Annotated in this window: 16 protein-coding genes; 9 read left to right on the top strand and 7 right to left on the bottom strand. The window is 61.0% G+C overall.

The genetic code is table 11. The features are described from left to right. Positions 1 to 26 precede the first annotated feature (26 nt). Together BDK88_RS04355 and BDK88_RS04350 are read right to left on the bottom strand one after the other, a co-directional pair. The gene (locus BDK88_RS04355) at positions 27 to 416 is read right to left on the bottom strand and encodes a hypothetical protein (RefSeq protein WP_130499322.1); all 390 of its coding nucleotides are present in this window, start codon (positions 414 to 416) and stop codon (positions 27 to 29) included. A gap of 141 nt (positions 417 to 557) precedes the next feature. Next, positions 558 to 1,736 (bottom strand): aspartate kinase, encoded by a 1,179-nt coding sequence (locus tag BDK88_RS04350; RefSeq protein ID WP_008013505.1) that lies wholly within the window; start codon positions 1,734 to 1,736, stop codon positions 558 to 560. Between the two features lie 253 nt (positions 1,737 to 1,989). On the opposite strand from BDK88_RS04350, the gene BDK88_RS04345 reads away from it, so the two are divergent. Further along, a complete protein-coding gene (locus BDK88_RS04345; RefSeq protein ID WP_130499321.1) occupies positions 1,990 to 2,445 on the top strand; it encodes a hypothetical protein in 456 nt (151 codons plus the stop codon). Positions 2,446 to 2,451: 6 nt separating this feature from the next. On the opposite strand, the gene BDK88_RS04340 is transcribed toward BDK88_RS04345, so the two are convergent. Together BDK88_RS04340 and BDK88_RS04335 are read right to left on the bottom strand one after the other, a co-directional pair. Then, complete coding sequence (locus BDK88_RS04340) at positions 2,452 to 3,375, bottom strand: amidohydrolase family protein (RefSeq protein ID WP_130499320.1); 924 nt, start codon at positions 3,373 to 3,375, stop codon at positions 2,452 to 2,454. A gap of 69 nt (positions 3,376 to 3,444) precedes the next feature. Beyond that, positions 3,445 to 5,004, bottom strand: a complete 1,560-nt coding sequence (locus BDK88_RS04335; RefSeq protein WP_130499319.1) for a DNA-directed DNA polymerase II small subunit — start codon at positions 5,002 to 5,004, stop codon at positions 3,445 to 3,447. Positions 5,005 to 5,136: 132 nt separating this feature from the next. Here BDK88_RS04335 and BDK88_RS04330 point away from each other — a divergent pair, with 132 nt between their 5' ends. Both BDK88_RS04330 and BDK88_RS04325 read left to right on the top strand, forming a co-directional pair. Next, positions 5,137 to 6,018: a S24/S26 family peptidase gene (locus BDK88_RS04330; protein WP_130499318.1), complete on the top strand. Its 882-nt coding sequence runs from the start codon at positions 5,137 to 5,139 to the stop codon at positions 6,016 to 6,018. A 91-nt stretch (positions 6,019 to 6,109) separates the two neighbouring features. Then, positions 6,110 to 7,054, top strand: a complete 945-nt coding sequence (locus tag BDK88_RS04325; protein WP_130499317.1) for a S24/S26 family peptidase — start codon at positions 6,110 to 6,112, stop codon at positions 7,052 to 7,054. Between the two features lie 309 nt (positions 7,055 to 7,363). On the opposite strand, the gene BDK88_RS04320 is transcribed toward BDK88_RS04325, so the two are convergent. Next, a complete protein-coding gene (locus BDK88_RS04320; RefSeq protein ID WP_130499316.1) occupies positions 7,364 to 9,142 on the bottom strand; it encodes an ORC1-type DNA replication protein in 1,779 nt (592 codons plus the stop codon). A gap of 1,328 nt (positions 9,143 to 10,470) precedes the next feature. Between BDK88_RS04320 and BDK88_RS04315 the strand changes: the two genes are divergently transcribed. The 5 genes from BDK88_RS04315 to BDK88_RS04300 all read left to right on the top strand — a co-directional run bounded on the left by BDK88_RS04315 (position 10,471) and on the right by BDK88_RS04300 (position 13,614). Continuing rightward, a complete protein-coding gene (locus BDK88_RS04315; RefSeq protein WP_130499315.1) occupies positions 10,471 to 11,109 on the top strand; it encodes an Era-like GTP-binding protein in 639 nt (212 codons plus the stop codon). A 6-nt stretch (positions 11,110 to 11,115) separates the two neighbouring features. Next, positions 11,116 to 11,517, top strand: coding sequence for a DUF2073 domain-containing protein (locus BDK88_RS04310; protein WP_092931803.1), 402 nt, complete (start codon positions 11,116 to 11,118; stop codon positions 11,515 to 11,517). After that, complete coding sequence (locus BDK88_RS04305) at positions 11,517 to 12,425, top strand: Zn-ribbon domain-containing protein (RefSeq protein WP_130499314.1); 909 nt, start codon at positions 11,517 to 11,519, stop codon at positions 12,423 to 12,425. The genes BDK88_RS04310 and BDK88_RS04305 overlap by 1 nt, the downstream gene beginning before the upstream one ends. A gap of 314 nt (positions 12,426 to 12,739) precedes the next feature. Next, positions 12,740 to 12,829: a hypothetical protein gene (locus BDK88_RS22505; protein ID WP_008013481.1), complete on the top strand. Its 90-nt coding sequence runs from the start codon at positions 12,740 to 12,742 to the stop codon at positions 12,827 to 12,829. Beyond that, entirely contained in the window at positions 12,829 to 13,614 is a 786-nt protein-coding gene (locus BDK88_RS04300; protein ID WP_130499313.1) for a DUF7089 family protein, read from the top strand. Before BDK88_RS22505 ends, BDK88_RS04300 begins: the two co-directional genes overlap by 1 nt. A 12-nt stretch (positions 13,615 to 13,626) precedes the next feature. On the opposite strand, the gene BDK88_RS04295 is transcribed toward BDK88_RS04300, so the two are convergent. Next, the gene (locus tag BDK88_RS04295; RefSeq protein ID WP_130499312.1) at positions 13,627 to 14,205 is read right to left on the bottom strand and encodes a DUF7090 family protein; all 579 of its coding nucleotides are present in this window, start codon (positions 14,203 to 14,205) and stop codon (positions 13,627 to 13,629) included. Positions 14,206 to 14,558: 353 nt separating this feature from the next. Between BDK88_RS04295 and BDK88_RS04290 the strand changes: the two genes are divergently transcribed. Continuing rightward, positions 14,559 to 15,239 carry a class I SAM-dependent methyltransferase gene (locus BDK88_RS04290; protein ID WP_130499311.1) on the top strand — a complete coding sequence of 227 codons (681 nt, stop codon included), beginning with the start codon at positions 14,559 to 14,561 and terminating at the stop codon, positions 15,237 to 15,239. A gap of 171 nt (positions 15,240 to 15,410) precedes the next feature. Here BDK88_RS04290 and BDK88_RS04285 read toward each other — a convergent pair whose 3' ends face one another. Then, positions 15,411 to 15,992 (bottom strand): DUF1684 domain-containing protein, encoded by a 582-nt coding sequence (locus BDK88_RS04285; protein ID WP_008013476.1) that lies wholly within the window; start codon positions 15,990 to 15,992, stop codon positions 15,411 to 15,413. Between the last annotated feature and the right edge of the window lie 104 nt (positions 15,993 to 16,096).

The raw sequence follows: 16,096 nt of genomic DNA, 5'->3' as shown, positions 1-16,096 counted from the left end.
GCGACGGCACCGCTGTCGGAGCCAGATCAGCGAGTCGCGCCGTCGGTTTCGGGCCCGTCCCAGCAGATCGCTGTCGGTGCGTCGGCGATCTCGACGTCATCGATCCCGAACGCGGCGGACGGAATCCGCGTCTCGGTCGGCGCGGGACCGACGAGTTCTAGATCGGACCCGGAATCGGACGCGCGCTCGCGATCGCTCTCGGTCACCGTCACCTCGCGTGCGGCCGCCTGAAGATCAGCGAACACGGCCGCCGCCGTTACGTCGTCGGCGTCGATCGTCTCGTCAGTGCTCGGGTCGTGCTCGCCACCGCTCGCGAGAAGCGCATCGGGATCATCCGCACCGTGGGCGGCGAGGATCGCGTCCGGATCGGGGTCGATCTCCGCGACGACCGCCGTCACTGTCGGATCGGTACTCATGGCTGGAGTGTTCCCACCAACCACCTTCGTTACGAACTCGCTACCGCTGTATTACGTGGAGAATACGTTCGTCGATACGACTCTCACAACGAGCAATCAGTTAGTAATCAGTGAACCGAACCGCGGGCCGAATAGCCCGGGTTAGAACAAGTCCTGGGTCAGCTCGAGAGTCTCCTCGCGGTCGTCCCAGTCGACAAAGAGCGCGACGCTGGTCGCGCTGGTGATGATGTCGTTGAGCTGGATGCGGGCCTCGGCGAGAGGGTTGACGATCTCGCTGATGATCCCCGGCTGGTTGGGGAGTTCGCCGCCGGTGACGCGGACGACGGCGACCGGCGAGTCGACGGTGACACTCGAGAGTTCGTCACGCGCGATGACCTCGCGGTGAAGGATGTTCTCGGCGCGTTCGGCCTCCTCCTCGTCGATGTAGAACGTGACGGTGTCCATCCCGCTGGCGACCGCGTCGATGTTGATCTCGCTCTCGGCGAGCGAGTCAGAGAGGTGATTGAAGATGCCGGGCTGGTTGCGGATCGCGCGGCCGGCGACGGTCAGACACGCAAGCGGTCGCTCGCGCAGGTCGACGAGGTTCTTGAACTCGCCTTCGATACTCGTCCCGCCCGAGAGCAAGTCACCGTGCTGGTAGTGGACGACACGGACGTCGAGGCCGCCGTCCTTGTACGACAGCGCAGAGGGGGCGACGACTTCGGCACCGCGGAACGAGAGGTTCCGGAGTTCGTCGACGGAGATTTCGCCGACGTTGCGGGCTCCTTCGACGACGTTCGGGTCGCCGGTCATGACGCCTTCGACGTCGGTGACGATGACGACCTCGTCGGCGTCCATATACTTGCCCATCATGACCGCCGTGGTGTCGGAGCCACCGCGGCCGAGCGTCGTGATCGAGCCATCGGGCCCTTCCGCGAGGAAGCCGGTGATGACCGGCACGGTCCCGTCCATCTCCGCGGCGACTTCTTTGGCGCGCCGCTGGGTTTCCTCGACGTCGACCTCACCGTACTCGTCGGTGATGATCGGCCACTCCTCGCTGCCGGGCTCTAAGAACGTCGCGTCGATCCCGCGGGCCGACAGCGCGGCCTTGAGCATCCGGACCGACGTCCGCTCGCCCATACTGACGATCTGGGCGCGGTCGGCATCGTCGGTCTCGAAGGTGATCTCGTCGAGCAGTTCGTCGGTGGTCGACCCCATCGCGCTGGCGACGACGGCGATCTCGTGGCCGTCCTCGACGGCAGCAGCAACCGAGTCCGCGGCGCGGTTGATTCGATCCCCGCTACCGAGACTCGTTCCGCCGAACTTGGCTACGACGCGCATGCTGCCACCTCACAGACGACTCGCAGTGCGATGCTGTGACTCATACTCGAGTCGTTACCAGAGCGGGCAGATAACTGTGTCCCATCGTCCCCGTTTTTATCATCCGTCCAATTGTCGACGATCGAGTCCCGAAACCACTGATTGCCACCCCGGTCACGGCCCGTCCGCTGCCAAAACGTGTGGCGGAACCGGCATGGCGTCGTCAATCGGGCAGGGTAACATTCACTGTCGTGCGCAGCGTCACCATACGTCGATGAACATACGTGACGCACTCGAGGCCGATGCCGACGCGCTCGCGTCGATTGCCGATTCCCCGACGGACGTGATGCGAAATCTCGTCCACGACCGCACGGTGCGCGTCGCAGAGGACGGCAGCCACGATCCGAACGCGGATCTCGGGAACACACAGTACGACGGCTCTGATCCAGAGGACCTGCTCGGATTCATTAGCTTCGACGCGCGCGAAGACACCGTTCACGTCACCCAACTCGACGGGACGAACAACGCCTGCAAGCGGCTGCTAGCCGAACCGGTACGGTTTGCCGAGCGCGAGTCGATGGCCGTCGAAGTACTCGCAGCACAGGATGCCACCGCGATCGAACGCGCGGCCGACGAACTCGGCTTCGAACGACGCGGCCGCGGCCCACGATTCGACGGCGCGCCGACGGTGCGATTTCGACTCGAGCCCGCGAGCTACAGTACCAACTGACTCGGGTCAGCCATCGGCCGCAGTCTCCGTACCGTCTCCGATGTCGGGCTCGGACTCGAGGCCGAGATAGTCGATCGCCGTCCGATAGAAGACGTCTCGCATCGTCTCCCGTGGCAGGTCGCGAGCGAGGAGACCGGCCCGCTCGTTGCGATAGGGGTACGGAATGTTCGGGAAGTCCGACCCGTACATGATCGACTCCGAGAGTTCGACGACCGTCTCGTCGGGGATCGAGGACGGATCGAACCCCATCGTTTCCGGAGCCGACGTCGACATCGCGAACGTCGTATCGAGATAGACGGTCTCGTGGTCGCGTGCGAGCTCGAGAAACGCCTCGACCTCGTAGGTTCCCATGTGTGCACAGCAGACGCGCAGTTCCGGATAGGAACCGACCAGCTCGGCGAAGGCGTCGAAGCCGACGTAGGGGTTGTCCTCGAACATCGGTGCGGTGCCCCCATGGTAGGTGATCGGACGGTCGTACGCCGCGACGACCTCGAGAGCAGGCTCGAGTCGCGAATCCGCGGGCCGACACTCCTGGACTGGACAGTGGATCTTGAGGCCGCGAGCGCCCGCCTCGAACGCGTCGCGGACGACGGCAGCGACATCTTCGTCGTCGGGATGGACCGTCGCAAACGGAATCAGCAGGCCCGACGAGTCGGCCTGGTCGCAGAGCCAGGCGTTGAGTTCCCGTGCGAGCCCCGCCTCGTGGGCGTACGGAAGGGCGACGGAGGCAGCGACGCCCGCAGAGCGAAGGACGGATTCGATCGCCGACCGGGTCACAGGGTGTGAAAACTCCCAGTTGGTCTCATCGCTAAGTGAGCGTCGAATCGCGGCAGTAAGTCGTTCGGGAAACAGATGCGTGTGTGCGTCGATCGCGGGCCGAAACGCGGTTTCGGTGGTCTCCGCGGAGCGACTGTTGTCAGGAGAGGACATATCGATCGGGCGTCAGTCGCTAACGCGGTCGCGATGAATAGCTGTACCGCTGGCAATGAGCGGTCGCCGCTAGCTGAACTTCTGGACGGTCACGTCTAACGTGTCGAGATCGACGATCGGCGCGAAGCCGGCGTCGGGGTCGATGTTGACGCTCTTCTGGAAGTCTGTCTGAGCCTGCCAGCAGCCGGAGTTGATCGCGAGCACGTTGTGGTACTTCCCGAAGCCGAGTTTGTGGACGTGACCGGTATGGAAGATGTCGGGAACCTCCTCCATCACGAGGTAGTCTTTCTCTTCGGGGGCCAGTCGGGTGTGTCCCCCGAACTGGGGTGCGACGTGGCGCTTCTTGAGGAGGTGATACATCGCCTTGTGCGGATCGTCGTAACTGGCTTTTTCTTCGGGGAGTTCCGCGATGACTTCGTCCAGCGAGACGCCGTGGTACATCAGCACGGAGACACCCTCGAGCGTGACCGTCGAGGGGTTGCTTACGATCTGTGGGTCGTGAGCGGACATGATCTCCCGGAGTTCCTCGTCGAATCCCGGCTGTGGTTCCGCGAGGCGGACCGCGTCGTGGTTGCCGGGGATCATGACGATCTCGATGTCGCCGGGCACTTTCTTCAGGTGCTCGCTGAAGGCTTCGTACTGCTCGTAGATGTCGACGATGTCGAGTTCCTCGTCTTGATCGGGGTAGACGCCGACGCCTTCGACCATATCGCCGGCCAGTAACATGTACTCGACGTGCTGGGCCTGCTCGGTATGCAGCCAGTCGGCAAACGCGTTCCAGGCGTCTTCCATGAACTCCTGGCTGCCGACGTGGACGTCGCTGATCAGCGCCGCCTGCACGTGGCGATCCGCGGTCGAGGGCTCGTAGGTACGGGGGACATCAGGGAAGTACATCGAGTCGACGAACGCGATTCCCGAGTCGTCCGCTAAGGTCCCTTCCATCGCCAGCACCTCATCATAGAGCAACTCGTCGACGAGGTCGACGTACTCACGGTCTTTCATCACCAGCCACGGAAAGGTCCCGGTCGCGTCCTCGAGTTCGATCAGCCAGTGGCCGCTGGCAGTCGACCGGATGTCGTTGACCAGTCCGACCATCGCGGCCTCGCTGCCGCCGGGCATCTCCTGGATGGCCGTCGCCGGCCGGTGGTTGACCCGCCCGCGAAGTTTCGAGCCGAGTCGATCGAGTCGATCGCGGAAGACGGAAACGAAATCGCTGTACTCGCCGGTCCCCGTGCTCTCGCCGGTCATGTCACCGGTGATCTCGAGCGAGCGCACCGCAGGGTCGGTTTCACGATTCGCCGAACTCGACCCCCCAGCTTCGACTGGAGATCGGCCGGAAGAATCGCGTTCCTGCGTCGAGTGTGTTCCAGTCGAAACGGAGGCTGTCGGATCTGCCGACGAGCCAGCAGGGCCATCGGCGCGAGTCGCCCCACCAGCGTCGGTCGCAAGCGCCGTCTCGACGTGTTCGGCCCGGACGACCAACACGTCGTCCGGGATGTCCTCGAGAACGCGCTCAAGGGCCGCACGCGGGTCGTCGGCTGCCGTGAGCCGCGTTACCGCCTCTCGCTCGGCGTTGTAGCCACGGCTCGTGAGTTCGCTCACGAGTCGGGCGGCAGCCTCGAGTGGCACACACTCCGCATTCGCGAGCGACGCAAAAAGGGTAGCGGATCAGCGATCGGAGTGCCCGGCACTCGTGACGGGAACGCCGTGGTGATGATGGTGCCGGAAGGTTGATGACAAGGTCGGCGAAATCGAACGCCAATGGACGGTCCCGACGCCGGGAAGTCAGACTCCGATCGGTCCGACCGCCTCGGTGCGCTCTCGAGACGGAATCGAGACCCGACGACGGAGTCGGACGACCGCGGGCAGGACGTCGGCACACGACCGCAAACACGTGGCAGCGCTGCGGAGACGATCGCAGACGAGGGGGTCGGCCGCTGGCTACTCGAGACGGACACTCGAGTTGGCACCGCGATTCGAGATTTCGTGACGATCGTCGCGATCATCGCGATCAGTGGCAGTCTGCTGGTCGGGATCGGCGGGGTCTGGCCGCCGCTCGTCGCCGTCGAGAGCGGCAGTATGGAACCAAATATCGGGCAAGGGGATCTCGTTTTCATCGTCGACGAGGAACGGTTCGCCGGCGATGGTGCAGTCGCGGGAACGAACATCGTCACCGCCCAGCGCGGCCACGACAGCAACTACCAACGGTTCGGGAAGTCGGGTGACGTCATCATCTTCCTGCCGAACGGCGATCCGACGAAGACGCCGACGATCCATCGCGCCCAGTTTCGAGTCGAAGAAGGTGAACGATGGGTCGAAACGAAGGCCGATCCCGCGCATTTAAACGGTGCGACCTGTGCCGATCTCGCATCGTGTCCAGCGCCCCACGATGGGTTTATTACGAAAGGCGACGCCAATCCAGCCTACGATCAGGTACCGTGGTCGGGTGCGAATACGACCGTCGTCAGCGCCCAGTGGGTTACCGGCAAGGCGATGGTTCGGGTCCCGTGGATCGGAGAGATTCGACTGGCAGTCGATTCGGTCCGCTCAGTCGTCAGCACCGGCCCGATCATCGTCGCCACCGTTGGCAGCGTACTCGCGCTCATCTGGTACAGCACGGCCGCCGAGACGCGCGACCCGTGACATCCTCCTCGTCGTAACCGCCGAACTTCTCTCCTCAAAATAGCCCGTGCGAACAGAAGGTTGATTTTCGCGCCCGGTGAAACGTGTGACGATGAGCGGCTCTAGCTCCGGGACTTCTCCTGGCGATTCCGGCGATGACGACCGCGACCGGTCGGATGAACGCGCCGGCAGTCCCCAGACGCCGTCACCGGAACCCTCACCGACCGCGTCTGATTCCGACGACGTGACGATCGAAGACGACGGAGTCGTCCGCTGGTTCCTCAAGACGAACGACGAGACTGTCATGGTGACACGGGACGTCTTGAGCAGCGTCGCTATCGTCGCCGTCGTCGCCCTCCTCCTGTTCGGCGTCAGTGGGATCTGGCCGCCACTCGTCGCCGTCGAGAGCGGGAGTATGGAACCGAACATGTACAGAGGAGACCTCATCTTCGTCGTCGAGGAAGACCGGTTCGCCAGCGATAGCGCACTCGAGGGAACCGGTGTCGTCACCCTCGAACGCGGTCAGGAGACCGACTACACCAAGTTCGGCAATCCTGGCGACGTCATCGTCTTCAGGCCAAACGGCAATCCGGCGAGGACACCGGTCATCCATCGCGCCCACTTCTGGGTCGACGAGGGTGAAAACTGGATCGAGACGAAAGCCAACGCGGAGTTCGTCGGCGACGCAACCTGTCAGGAGGTCCCGAACTGTCCCGCACCGTACGCCGGCTTCATCACGAAAGGCGACCACAATCTCGGCTATGATCAAACAGGTGGCGGTGCCAACACCAACATCGTCAAACCCGAATGGATCACCGGCAAAGCACAGTACCGGATCCCGTGGCTCGGCCACGTCAGGCTGGCCGTCGACGACCTTCTGGGTGGCATACTCGTTTCGCCGTCACCCTCGAGCCAGCTGGCAGACACACAGCCGGAGCCAGCAGCGATGACACCCACCGGTCCCGCGTCCGGTCTCGAGTCGAACGGCGACCTCGCCGGTATTGCTGGCGTCGCCGGCGGCAGTATCGCACTGGCCGCAGGTCGGTATCGGTCCTGAGTTGCAAGCTGACTCACTCCACGTCAGCAGCCGCGTTCTCCGTCGTCTGCCGGGTTCTCGAGTGGAAATAGAGGGGTATGGAAAGCAGCAGTAACCGGTGCGATCACGAGCCAGGCGGAACGCATTCCTCGAGACCGACACGACTGAGCGGCTGGTACCAAACCGAATGCGACCGCGATATCGGCGGCCACGCTACTCGTCATACTGCTGGACAGAACGACGTGAAGCCGGTCGCACGTATGCGGCCGTCCCCATAGGTGACGGCCGCAAATTCGCGACCGACTTCGTATTGACTTCTGTCCAGTAGTATCAGTTCTCGAACCTGGCCTGAATAAATGGCTGAACATCGTCAATATCGCTCAGCCGGGAATCGCTCAATAACACGGCCTCCGTCTCTTCGAGTGGAACGGAGAGACTGATCTCTTTGGTCCGACCGTACCGGCCCTTCGAGACGACGACAGCATTGACGATGCCGAGCATATCGAGTTCACTGATGAGATCCGTCACCCGACGCTGGGTTAGAACGTCGGCATCGATCTCCTCACAGAGACGCTTGTAGATGTTGAACACCTCGCCCGTGTTGATGCTGTGGACGCCGTTTTTCTCGAGCAGGATGATCGCAAAGAGCACGAGTTTGCTCTGAGTCGGCAGCGTCCGGACGACTTCGACGACGCGATCGAGTTCGATCTTGTCCTGAGCCTGCCGGACGTGTTCCTCGACGATCGTTTCGGCTTGGGAGCGCTCGGCCAGCTCACCCGCGGTGCGAAGCAAATCCAATGCGCGACGTGCGTCACCATGTTCTTGTGCAGCAAACGCTGCACACAGCGGGATCACGTCCTCGGAGAGGGCACCATCCTTGAACGCGACGTTCGAGCGATGCTCGAGGATGTCGCGTAACTGATTCGCGTCGTAGGGGGGAAAGACGATCTCCTCTTCGCCGAGCGAGGATTTGACGCGCGGGTCGAGGAAATCGGTAAACTTCAGGTCGTTACTGATGCCGATAATCGAGACCCGCGAGTTCTCGAGTTCGGAGTTCATCCGCGAGAGGTTATAGAGCGTATCGTCGCCGCTTTTCTCGACGAGTTTGTCGATCTCGTCTAACATGATGACGACGACCCGCTCGTCGTAGTCGACCGCGTCGAAGAAGACGCTGTAGACGCGGTCGGTCGGCCACCCGGTCATCGGGACTTCCTCGAAGGACTCCCTGTCGGCCTCGAGCTCCTCGATACGGGCTTCGACCCCCTCGCGACTCTCGAACGGCGTCGACTCGAGAGGGTGATCCGGTGGAAGCGCGGTCGAATCGGCAGCCGCCGAATTTCCGGTGCCGTCGGCGGACGTGGGATCGGATTCAGTGGAGGGAGCGGGTGTTTTCGATTCGGACGATCCCGAATACCCCTCTGCTTCAGGTGGAGAACCGCCTGACTCGGACTCGATTTCGTCTCCAGACGAAACGTTGGTCTCTGACTCCGTCGCATCCTCGAGTGCGACCTCGAACGGATCCGACGCCGTTTGGTCGTTGGACCGGTCGTCCGCGTTTGCCCCGTGGGGAGTGCGAGCGTCGACGGTCGCATCGTACTCGTCGAGGGCGTCTAGCAGCGACTCGAGGGTCGCGAGTTGCTCGTCGATCCGGTTTTCGTTCTTCTCGATGAACTTGTTTGCCAGCTGTGCGAGCACGCGATACTGAGTGTCAGTGACCTCACAGTTGATGTACTCGACGTCACACGGGACGCTGTACTTCTGGGACGTACTCTCGAGTTCCTTGCTGACGAACTTCGCGCTTGCGGTCTTTCCGGTGCCGGTTTTGCCGTAGATGAGAATGTTCGACGGCGTTTCGCCGCGAAGGGCGGCCACCAGAATGGTCGCCATCTTGTTGATTTGGTCGCTCCGATGGGGAAGTTCGTGTGGCGTGTAGGATGGACGGAGTACTTCCTTGTTCTCGAAGATGGGTTCACCGCTGAGGAGATCGTCGAACAACCCCTGATTCGACTCCTCGTCGCCGAGATCAGCGTTCTCGAAGTTCGTCGAGAACCCCCTCGTTCCGTCGATTTCAACCTCGTCCGAATCTGCGGTTTCTGAGTCGTCTGACATCCGTCGTACACAGGCCCCCTTATTTCGTGTGGAGTATCGAGTCGGGAATCAGGAATCTCATGGTCTGATGGGGTCCATAGATGGATCCACAGTTCCAGATACCCGAGTCGGGTCCAGTTGATGCAAACGAAACAGAGGAAAACCACGGTAATAAAGCCTTCCTTTCCCTTCATCTCGTGCTGGAACGACGATCAGTGGCGCTCGAGGCGGTTCGAATTGAAATCGTCCGAGTACTGATTCGGATGATCGCCGTGTGGAAGTGACAATACTGACGAGCTGTGTTGGCGCTGTTTCTCGAGAACTTTTGTTTTATATTTTTCTATATAGAATTTTGTTACGCGCGAGTGAGTGCAACAATCGGAAACGGTAGACAGAGACGGAAGCGGCAAACAGAGACAAGATAGTAGCAGATCGGGAATGAATAACGAGAGTGCAGTTGGGTTCACACGGTGATGATACGAGAGCAACGAGCAGCGAGTGAGACTGATTGTTCGTACCGATATCGTGCGTTAGTTTCGAACGAGACAAGAGAAGTGTAATTCGGACATTCATTGAGACGGTTGTTACCGCTTAACAGAATTAGATGTTAGCGTCCACCATATGCGTCCCCCCCCACCCCTTCGTTTCAGGTGGAACGCTACGAAGGTGGGGGAGGGGTGAGACGGGTTTCTAGAAGGGAAGGTTTTAGGTTGGTTGGCTAGAAACAGTAACCGTAGAACTAGCAAAACAGTATATTTTACTAGAGGTGTGTTTCTTATTACTAGTCCTTCCTAGATTATCTTCTCAGAACTGCTAATACTAGTAACTAGTAGAACTCGTTACTAGATCCGTTCTAACACCACCAATTCGTCCGGTTTCGTGCTGTAGAACCTATCTCAAGCCGAAAAGAGGGATAACTGGCAGCTCTCAGGCCACTCACCAACCCCACACACTCGACGCTCTCCAGTTGAAACGAAGGGGTGGGGGGCTCCCCACTCCGTCAAGAACGCTTACTCATGCTAATCGAGATATTAATCATCCATGATTAATCACAATACATCGATGTATTATTACACGTTGTTGTGATACCTATCCAAGCATATATATTCGAGACCCACCCGGGGAGGATAGTACGCTCTCCGCACTAGGTGTCAGCGAGATAAGACTGGACTGTCTGGAGTCGTCTGCATATGTACAACTCACACGAGATTCACCCGACATATCTGTCGGTTCCATTCTGATTGCTGACACTCTTCTTGTCTGGAGTGTCAACATGTCTGACGTAGGCTTAAGTGAGTTCGCTTAGTAGTACGCGCAGATGCACCCCGCGGTGCTGGAGGGCCCAACAGATGGGACTGTTCACAGAACTCAAAGATAGTATCTCTCGGGTGACGGATCGCCTGTTTTCGGAACAGGAGCCCAAACGAATCGGTATCTATGGTCCGCCGAACGCCGGCAAGACCACGCTCGCAAACCGCATTGCACGCGACTGGACGGGTGATGCCATCGGTGCAGAGAGTCACATCCCCCACGAGACGCGTCGCGCACGCCGCAAAGAAAACGTCGACATCGAACGCAACGGAAAGACGGTGACGATCGACATCGTCGACACGCCCGGTGTGACGACCAAGGTCGACTACGAGGAGTTCACGGACGAGCTCGACGAAGAGGACGCGATTCGTCGCTCCCGTGAAGCGACCGAAGGCGTCGCCGAGGCGATGCACTGGCTACGCGAAGACGTCGACGGCGTCATCTACGTACTTGATAGCGCCGAAGACCCGATCACGCAGGTCAACACGATGTTGATCGGCATCATCGAGTCTCGCGATCTTCCGGTTCTCATCTTCGCGAACAAGACCGACCTCGAGGACTCGAGCGTCAAACGGATCGAGGACGCCTTCCCACAGCACACGACCGTGCCACTCTCTGCGAAGGAAGGCGACAACATGGACGAAGTGTACGACAAGATCGCGGAGTACTTCGGGTGAGAAACAATGCCGAAGGCAACCAACGCAGACGATTCGGAGCCGTCCGACGGCGTACAGATCGACCTGATAAGCGGCGAGCGCATGGACGGGATGGCCACAATGGAAAAGATCAGGATGATCTTGGACGGCGTCCACGACGGGAACATCGTCATCTTAGAGGAAGGGCTGACGCCGGACGAGGAGAGTCGCCTCATCGAGGTGACGATGGCTGAAATCAGCCCCGACGAGTTCAACGGGATCGAGATCGAGACCTATCCCAAGTCCGAGGCCCGTGACTCGTCGCTGCTTGGCCGCATTATGGGTAGCGACAAAGTGGAGACGAAACTTACCGTGATCGGACCAGCCAACCAGATCGAGACGCTCCACAAGGACGAAACGCTCATCAGCGCGCTCGTCTCCCGTAATTAATGCCTCATCAGTGTACGAACTGCGGTCGAACGTTCGCTGACGGTTCCAAGGAGATGCTGTCGGGCTGTCCCGACTGTGGCGGGAACAAGTTTCAGTTTGCACCCACAACTGCGGCTACAGCAGACGCCTCCGATGGGGCCGGCGACACGGAAGCAGCCGACGCAGAATCGACTGAGTCGGGCAGCGTCACGAGCCGTGCCACGGAGACCGTCCGCGATTGGATCACTAGAGACGACGACTCGACGGATGGGCGGAACCGACAATCACCCGACCCTGCTGTACAGTCCACGCCCGACGGCTCGAGCGCTGCTGTCGAGTCGGAGCGGTCGTGGCCCTCGAGCGGTGAGGCTGACACCGCCGAGGCCGACGGCGCAACCGGCGAGGCGTTCGCTGAGTGGCCCGAGACGGCGCGGCGACCCGAGAACCGAACCGACACACAGACCGAGACGATCGACGAATCCGGCGATAGAGAGCGGTCGCACCAGCAACCGGACGAGCCGACCACGACGCTTGCAGACGACGAGAATTCGGCACAGGCTGACGCCCGAAGCGAGGTCATTTCTGCAGGCGACTTGCCGACTCACACCGATGGAGCCGCCGTCTCCGACCCTCGACACGGCGTCGATGCAGACGAGCCGACCGATGCCACAGCAGCCGATGACGATCAGCCGCCAGAACACGGTCGTGTCGTCAGCGAACCGAGCGGGGATCGTCCGTCGATCGACGACCTGCGGGAAGAGCTCAACAAACAATTCGAGAGCATCAAGATCGTCCGACCGGGCCAGTACGAACTCAATTTGATGGAACTCTATAACCGTGAAGAGTACATCATCTCTCTCCAGGAGGACGGCCGATACGTCATCGACGTCCCCGATTCCTGGCGCGACGGTGGCGACAGCGACGAGTGATCGACGCGCAGAACCCACCGGATAGTTTCTACTGTAGCACAGAGAAATCACTCCGGAAAACGCTACGCAGTCGAGAATCGAGTTCCAACTGAAATACTGGTTGCAAACCGATGGCGATGGTGTATACGGTCTGCTGTACCGATTTGCCGGCGTCTCCGCGACCCGTCCTGCGGATACGTCACAACTGGCTGACAGGAGTCCGTATAATGCGGCTGCTCGAGTCAGTGTAATTCGACCGGCACACGGGGACGAGCGGGTTGAGACGGCGGACGGAGACAGATGGATTTAAGCAATGGCGATACGAGGGGGCACATATGAGCACTGCAACCAAGGTTGTTCTTTCCACGGTCGCCGTATCGGCACTGCTGTCGATCCTGCTCGTTTTCCAGACGGCGTTCGCCTGATGTTCGAGACTCGTGCGCTCCCGGATCGGCTCACGTCGGTCCGCGACGCTCACGCACCGGGCGCTCGAGTTCTCGACTGCGAGCGTGACTTCGAAACCCTTCCACCAGCGCTCGCTGAGGACCTCGGCTTGCTCGTCGACAGCCTCGAGCCGGCCAGCTATCCGGATGCCTGGCTGCCCGAAGACGCGCCAACGCTGCTCGCTCGCTATGCGAGTTCGGATTTTACGGTCGGAATGCCGGGCGACGGCAGCGTCGCCTGGACCCGTCAGACGGAGCCGCCGGTCGTGTTGGTCAAACCCAGAGTCGAGGGCTCGCCCGAATCGTTCGTCGACTTTTTGCTCGCCGAGGCGTTCGTCCAGCTCGGACTCGAGGTGCCCGAACAGTTCATTGGCTTTTTCGAGGACTCGTATCGCGATCTCGATCGAGCAGTCCCGCTCGACCCGAACAGCACCTATCAGGTCGCCGCCGCGCTGTACGACGGCTGGATCGGTCTCCAGACCCGAGATGTCTTCGCAGACTGGCACGACGACCACCCAGCCCTCGCTGACGCCTGGCAGGACGCGGGGACGCGACTCGAGGATCGGGTCGCTGGGCTACCACGGGCAGTCGCTCGCGGCGAGACCGATTTCGCGGACGCAACCGAACTGGCGTGTGCGGCGATCAAACACGCGATCGAATTGCCCGCGCCGTTCGCTGCGCTCGATACGGATGCCTACCGGGAGCATGGCCCGGCGTATGCGATCCGGTGGGCCGAGAAGACGTTCGACTCGCTGGTCGACGAGTAACTGTACTGGCGGTTAGAACTCGGCGTCGATGCTTCCGTCTTCGTCTAAGTCGATTACACCGTCGAACAGTCCGCGGAATTCGTCGACGAGCGCGGCGTCGTGTGGTTCTTCCGAGAGATGAAAGAGGCCGACGGCGTCGTGGTCCTCGAGCAGTGCGAGGATTCGTTCGACGGCCTCGAGGGCCTGTTCGTCGCCGGCGTAGTAGGCGAGTTCGGTGACGGAATCGAAGCTAATGCGGACTTTGCCCTCGTGGTTGTCGAGGAAGGCGTCGATCTGAGCGACGATGCCGTCGATGTTGTCCGGGGCGGCGACGTAGTGGACGGTATCGGACGACCGCCGGGAGTAGCCGCGTTCGATACTCAGCGTATCGAGGATTTCGGCACACTCCTCGTTGACGTCGTAGTACTCGAGTTTCTGTTTGACTTCGCGGGCAGTGGTTCGCGTCGAAACGACGAGGAAGTGGTCGGTGTCGGCTTTGAGGAAGTCGGTATCGATACGGTCGGTTTCGCCAGTGCTTGGATGCAAGAGGAGGACGCCGGTCCCGCCCGGTACCGTCTCCGGTGTCCCGTCTATCTCGAGGCTGTAGTCCATACTGGCGTGAACAACTTTCGGCACTCCCTTAAGCGTGCGGATATATCATGCGACGAAACTGGACTCCGGAAACCGGAGGAAGGGTCCAAAACTGGCGAGGGGGTGGGACAGTGTGGCTCACCGAGGATCGCGAACTCCAGATGCCCACGGAGTTCGATCACCGACGACCCTTCACTTGCTATAATTTAGGCCAGCCTAAAGTATCTGTCGGTGGTTCTCATAACAGTGAGAATAGATCTCATGAGGTTGTTGTCAATCGACCGTGTCGGCTTCAATCACGACTGTGGGCGACGCCACAGCGTTCCGCGACGTCATGCGAACGCGTTTATCCCTGCGTCACCCATCGCCCCGTTATGAGCGTACGCGAGGAGTTCGACGACTGGGCAACGAGCGGCCGTGACAAGGGAATGGAAGATCGACACTGGCACACCGCAAAGCACGCGCTCGCGCGGATGCCAGTCGAACCGGGTGAGACCGTCCTCGATCTCGGCTGCGGGAGCGGCTACGCCGGCCGCGCACTCCGGGATACCACGGGCGCTGGCCGTGCCTACGGACTCGACGGCGCACCCGAAATGGCCCGCAACGCGGCCAGCTACACTGACGACGCGAGCGTTGGCTTCCTTGTCGGCGACTTCGACGCGCTCCCCTTCGCCGATGACTCGATCGATCACGTCTGGTCGATGGAAGCCTTCTACTACGCCGCGGACCCCCACCACACCCTCGAGGAGATCGCCCGAATACTCCGGCCCGGCGGCACGTTCTACTGTGCGGTCAACTACTACGAGGAGAACGTCCACTCCCACGAGTGGCAGGAGTTCATCGACATCGAGATGACCCGCTGGGACCGCGACGAGTACCGCGCGGCTTTCCGCGAGGCAGGCCTGTACGTTGCCGAACAGGACAACATTCCCGATCGCGAGATCACGATCCCCGACGACGACAAGTTCCCGCTCGAGGACTGGGACACTCGCGAGGCGATGGTCGAGCGCTACCGCGAGTTCGGCACGCTGTTGACCGTCGGCGTCGCTCCCTAACCGGTCGAACCCCTCTATTTCCACTCGAGTCCCTAATTCCCGACGTACAGCCCGCAACGCGGCCGGTGGCTCGAGTCGAAACGGCCCCTTGCGAAAACCCCTCATATCCGTCTCGCGCTCGAGCACAGCGGATGAGACAGCGCACGGGTCGCGACTTGCGAGATCGCTGTGCTATTCGTATCGTTCGCCTGCCGGAATCGCGATCTCGAGCCAGTTCTCCTCGGGCGGCAAGGGACAGTCGAACGTCTCGCTGTACGCACAGAACGGCGAGTATGCGAGGTTGAAGTCGACGACGAGCTCGTCGCCGTCTTCGAGGTCGCGGTCCGCCTCGAGCTCCATGTAGCGACCACCCTGATAGGTTTGCTGCCCTGTGGTCTTGTCCCGGAACGGGACAAACAGCGGCTCCGCGTTCGGACTCTCCTGTTGATATGCAGCCAACTCGAAGGTTCCATCTTCGAGATCCTCGTCGTCACGATTCAGGTCGAACTCCAGCGTCGCGACGCGGAGATAGCGCACCTCTCTCCCTGCGGTGGACTCCATCAGGACGACCTCGGGGTCGTCGTGGACCGTCGCCGTCGCGGTCACGCGGTAGGTCGGATCGGGGTCGAAGTAGTCCAGCCCGTCGAAGTCGTCGCGTTCCTCGGGCGGGATCGGCGACTGTGGATGGGTCGCGAAGAAGTCGTCTTTCTCGGCGCGTTTCGACTCGAGTTCGTCCCGATACTGGTCGGCGTCGATGGAACCGGTGTCGCTCATAGCCGAGGTAGAGCGCCAGGACTGGAAGGCGTTACGTTCTCGGTGGTCCTGACGCTCCGTCGTTCTCGAGCTACGGTTTAAATACGATCACGCGGCCACTCGTG

The sequence above is a fragment of the Natrinema hispanicum genome, from assembly GCF_004217335.1.
GTDB lineage: Archaea > Halobacteriota > Halobacteria > Halobacteriales > Natrialbaceae > Natrinema > Natrinema hispanicum.
Note: the sequence above shows the minus strand (reverse complement) of the source record. Positions and strands in the feature narration are given on the sequence as shown.

Bases quoted from the DNA above. Each gene is read 5' to 3' on its own strand.
- BDK88_RS04305 (WP_130499314.1), top strand. From the start codon at position 11,517: ATGCCTCATCAGTGTACGAACTGCGGTCGAACGTTCGCTGACGGTTCC.
- BDK88_RS04350 (WP_008013505.1), bottom strand. From the start codon at position 1,736: ATGCGCGTCGTAGCCAAGTTCGGCGGAACGAGTCTCGGTAGCGGGGAT.
- BDK88_RS04355 (WP_130499322.1), bottom strand. From the start codon at position 416: ATGAGTACCGATCCGACAGTGACGGCGGTCGTCGCGGAGATCGACCCC.
- BDK88_RS04315 (WP_130499315.1), top strand. From the start codon at position 10,471: ATGGGACTGTTCACAGAACTCAAAGATAGTATCTCTCGGGTGACGGAT.
- BDK88_RS22505 (WP_008013481.1), top strand. From the start codon at position 12,740: ATGAGCACTGCAACCAAGGTTGTTCTTTCCACGGTCGCCGTATCGGCA.
- BDK88_RS04290 (WP_130499311.1), top strand. From the start codon at position 14,559: ATGAGCGTACGCGAGGAGTTCGACGACTGGGCAACGAGCGGCCGTGAC.
- BDK88_RS04300 (WP_130499313.1), top strand. From the start codon at position 12,829: ATGTTCGAGACTCGTGCGCTCCCGGATCGGCTCACGTCGGTCCGCGAC.
- BDK88_RS04320 (WP_130499316.1), bottom strand. From the start codon at position 9,142: ATGTCAGACGACTCAGAAACCGCAGATTCGGACGAGGTTGAAATCGAC.
- BDK88_RS04330 (WP_130499318.1), top strand. From the start codon at position 5,137: ATGGACGGTCCCGACGCCGGGAAGTCAGACTCCGATCGGTCCGACCGC.
- BDK88_RS04295 (WP_130499312.1), bottom strand. From the start codon at position 14,205: ATGGACTACAGCCTCGAGATAGACGGGACACCGGAGACGGTACCGGGC.
- BDK88_RS04325 (WP_130499317.1), top strand. From the start codon at position 6,110: ATGAGCGGCTCTAGCTCCGGGACTTCTCCTGGCGATTCCGGCGATGAC.
- BDK88_RS04340 (WP_130499320.1), bottom strand. From the start codon at position 3,375: ATGTCCTCTCCTGACAACAGTCGCTCCGCGGAGACCACCGAAACCGCG.
- BDK88_RS04345 (WP_130499321.1), top strand. From the start codon at position 1,990: ATGAACATACGTGACGCACTCGAGGCCGATGCCGACGCGCTCGCGTCG.
- BDK88_RS04285 (WP_008013476.1), bottom strand. From the start codon at position 15,992: ATGAGCGACACCGGTTCCATCGACGCCGACCAGTATCGGGACGAACTC.
- BDK88_RS04310 (WP_092931803.1), top strand. From the start codon at position 11,116: ATGCCGAAGGCAACCAACGCAGACGATTCGGAGCCGTCCGACGGCGTA.